Genomic DNA, 3,369 nt, shown 5'->3' on the forward strand with positions numbered 1-3,369 from the left:
GGTTGCTGGCGACGCCGAATTTCGTCGCCAGCGTGACCTCGTCCCGGCGGTCGGCGAGCAGCTTGGCAATGAGTCGCTCGTTGTTGCCGCCGCCGTAGACGTTGGCGGTGTCGATAAGAGTCACGTTGAGGTCCAGGCAGCGATTGAGCGTGGCAAGCGATTCGGCGTCGTCGACGTCACCGTAGACCGATGCCAGCGCCCCCGCGCCGAATCCGATTGCACTGACCGTGAAGTCGTCGTCAAGCTTCGTGGTGCGACCGGCAGTTGCCATCTGGTGGGCTCCTTAGCGGATTAAGGCGAAGATTGTTAGTTGAGGTCGGTGGCGAAGAATAGTTCGATCCTTGATCTCATGTAATGGCCTCAGGCGAAGGCGACTGCCGCGTTAAGGAAGCGCCCGACATCGGCGACAAACAGCTCTGGGTACTGGAACAGTGAGCCGTGGCCGGAGTCGGGGTAGACGATGAGCTGCGCGGCGGGGATGTGCTGGGCCAGGTAGTAGGAGTTGATAGTGGGGACCATGACGTCGCGGTGGCCGTTGATCACCAGGGTCGGTTGAGTGATCCTCTTCAGATCGGCAAAGGGTGCACCGTGCGGAAGCTTCCACTCGACGATCGCGGCTGCCTGGGCCTGCATCGTCTGCTTGGACGTCGGCGGGTCCACGTCGATGGCGCGCTGGTGGCAGCGATCCCAGTACCTTTCGCCGGCGGCCTGGCTGGCCGTCGAAGGTGCGAAGAACAGGAACCGGAGGTCCTCGAGAGTTAGTACCTCATGCCTGGTAGCTACGGTGTTCACGTCGGGGTCCCGGTCTGTGTCGTCGCCTGCACGGGGCTTGGTGCCGGCGAGAACGAGCCTGCGCACCAGGTCGTGGTGGCGGAGCGTGAGGGCCTGCGCGACGTAGCCGCCGATCGAGAAACCGAGGACGTCGACGTGCGTCAGGCCCAGCGCGCGGATGAATGCGGCTGCGTCATCGGCCTGCGCTTCGACCGTGTCCGGGGTCTGGCCGCTGGAGCTGGCCACGCCTGTGTTGTTGAACAGGATGACCGGGCGGTTCGCTGCCAGTCCGTCGGTGACTGCTGGATCCCAGTTGTCCATGCCGCCGCGGAAATGCTGGAGGAACACCACCGGCGTGCCGGTCTCGGCGCCGAAGCGCCGGTAGGCGTACCGGACTCCGTTCGCTGTGACGAATTGGTTCGGAGCCGTCGCATGGGAAGGCCGGGGCGGGTCGGCTGGTTCGGTTGTCATGTTCTACTCCATCCTGGTTCTGCTATTTGGCTGGGGTGGCGGCCGCCAGCTTGGCGGCTAGGAAACGATCGATCTCCCTGGCTACGGCAGTCGGATTCTCGACGTGCGGCCAGTGGGTGGACTGCCCGATCTCGGTCACCGTCGAGTTGGCCGGGTTGAACCGCGCCGCGATCGCGGAAGCGATGACCTCCGCGGTGATCAGCGGATCGTCGGTCCCGGCGAGGATCAGCACGGGCCCGGTGAACCCGCTGGGCCGCTCGCCGGCGGGGTGGCCGTTGTTCCACACGTCCGCCGCTGCCCGCACGAAATCGGGACGGGCATTCGCGGCTGCCGCGGCGACCCTCTCGAGCTCGGCATCCGGGGTCGACGGCGCGGTCTGACGACGGATATCCAGGAAGCCCTTCACCGATTTGAACGACTCGATGACCTCTGCGGGCAGCCGGGCACCTGCCGTCGGGATGGGCGCCACGAGCACCAGGCCAAGCGCGCGCCCGGGGCGCGACGCCGCGGCCAGTTCGATGACGGGTCCCGCCATGCTGTGGCCGACGAGGACGAACGGCTTGCCGATTGCGTCGAGGACAGCGCTCAGGTCGGCGGCGAACCGGTCGAAGGTAACTGGCCCGGTTGCCGCGGTGCGGTCCCCGAAGCCGGCCTGGTCAAACTGGACGGTCTCGAACCCGGGCGCAGACAGCCCGGCGAGGACCGGAGCCCAGACGTGCTGATCATCGAGAAATCCGTGCACGAACACGAGGGCCCTGCTGCCATCGCGGTCACGACGGAACACGAGGTCACTGTCCGGGATGGTTGCTGTGGTGGTCATGCCGTCTCCTTGCCTGTGGCCACTCTGAGGAGGACCTTCCCGCCGCGTTCGAGCTGCCGGATGGCGGCGTGGATGTCTTCAAGGTCGAACACGGCGGCAACCGGGACGAACAGGGCCCCGCTCGCGACCAGGGGCGCGGCCTCACGGATGACGGGCAGCACCTTCGTCGCATAGTCGTAATAGGCGACGGAGAACCCGCGGACCGTCGCGCGCTTGGCGATCAGCGTCAGTTCGTTGACGGGTATCGGCTGCCCGGTCGCTGTGGCGTAGGCGACGACCGAGCCGCCGTAGGACAGCCAGCCGAGCAGGCGGCCGGCGCTGGCGCCGCCCACCGAGTCGACGGCGAGCGCGACCCGGGCATCGCCGATCTCCTTCCGGACGTCTTCGGCCGCTGTCTCATCGTCGAGGTGGACGATGTCGGCACCGGACGCGGTCAGGTCGGCGAACACGGACTCGTCCCGGGCGAGGTTGATGGTCCGGAATCCGCGCACCTTCGCCAGGGCGATCAGGGAACGCCCGACTCCGGAGTTCGCGGCGTTCTGCACGATCCAGTCGCCGGGCGCCAGGTCGGCGTACTCGCTGAGGATCAGGCCGGCCGTGGGCGGATTACCGCCTAGCATCGAGAACTGCTCGACGCTCCCCTCCGGCAGCGGGAACAGCCCCTCCGCGGGCAGCACCAGCCGCTCGCGCCAGGCTCCGGCGAGCAACGGGACGACCACCAGGTCGCCCACCGCGACCGTGCCGACGCCCTGGCCTGCCTCGACGATCCGGGCGACGCCCTCGTTGCCGAGCACCAGAGGGAGCGGCGGCTGCAGGAGCGCGCCGCTGACGAGCACCAGGTCGTGCCTGTTCAGCGGCGAGAACTCGACAGCGACCTTGACCTCGCCGGGACCAGGAGCGGGCGGCTCCGGGACATCGACGACGCGCACGACGTCTTCTGGTCTTCCGAACTGGGTGATCTGGATGGCACGCACGTGGGCTCCCTGTGAGAGACGACAACGGATATGTTCGACTGTGCCCCGGAAGCTGGCGGCGGGGTATCCGCAACGTCACTGCACCTTCCGTCGACGGCTGCGGCTTGGCAGGCGCGAAACCTCGTCAGGGACTAGCGCCGTCCCGCCCGGCGGCCCAGGGCGACGACGCCTGCTTCTCGCGCCGACCGACCTCGTTTGCTTAACCGTTTACCAGCGAGAGGCCGAGCGCAGCCGCGCGGCCCGCGCCTGGACCGGCAGTTATCGTGTCCTGTGCTTCCTGGCAGGCGGGTGTGTCACCGGCTCCGGCCCGGCGGCACGGTTCAGCAGCGTCGC

4 protein-coding genes are annotated in these 3,369 nt (G+C 67.7%); all 4 read right to left on the reverse strand.

What is annotated here, in order from left to right:
- The coding region (locus VGZ32_RS02280; protein WP_326884087.1) for an aldo/keto reductase at positions 1 to 271 on the reverse strand (271 nt) is incomplete at its 3' end.
- 89 nt (positions 272 to 360) lie between these two features.
- The gene (locus tag VGZ32_RS02285) at positions 361 to 1,242 is read right to left on the reverse strand and encodes an alpha/beta hydrolase (RefSeq protein ID WP_326884088.1); all 882 of its coding nucleotides are present in this window, start codon (positions 1,240 to 1,242) and stop codon (positions 361 to 363) included.
- Between the two features lie 22 nt (positions 1,243 to 1,264).
- Complete coding sequence (locus VGZ32_RS02290) at positions 1,265 to 2,062, reverse strand: alpha/beta hydrolase (RefSeq protein ID WP_326884089.1); 798 nt, start codon at positions 2,060 to 2,062, stop codon at positions 1,265 to 1,267.
- Positions 2,059 to 3,036 carry a zinc-dependent alcohol dehydrogenase family protein gene (locus VGZ32_RS02295; protein WP_326884090.1) on the reverse strand — a complete coding sequence of 326 codons (978 nt, stop codon included), beginning with the start codon at positions 3,034 to 3,036 and terminating at the stop codon, positions 2,059 to 2,061. The genes VGZ32_RS02290 and VGZ32_RS02295 overlap by 4 nt, the downstream gene beginning before the upstream one ends.
- Between the last annotated feature and the right edge of the window lie 333 nt (positions 3,037 to 3,369).

It is taken from the genome of Actinocrinis sp. (assembly GCF_035938995.1).
GTDB lineage: Bacteria > Actinomycetota > Actinomycetes > Streptomycetales > Catenulisporaceae > DASZGI01.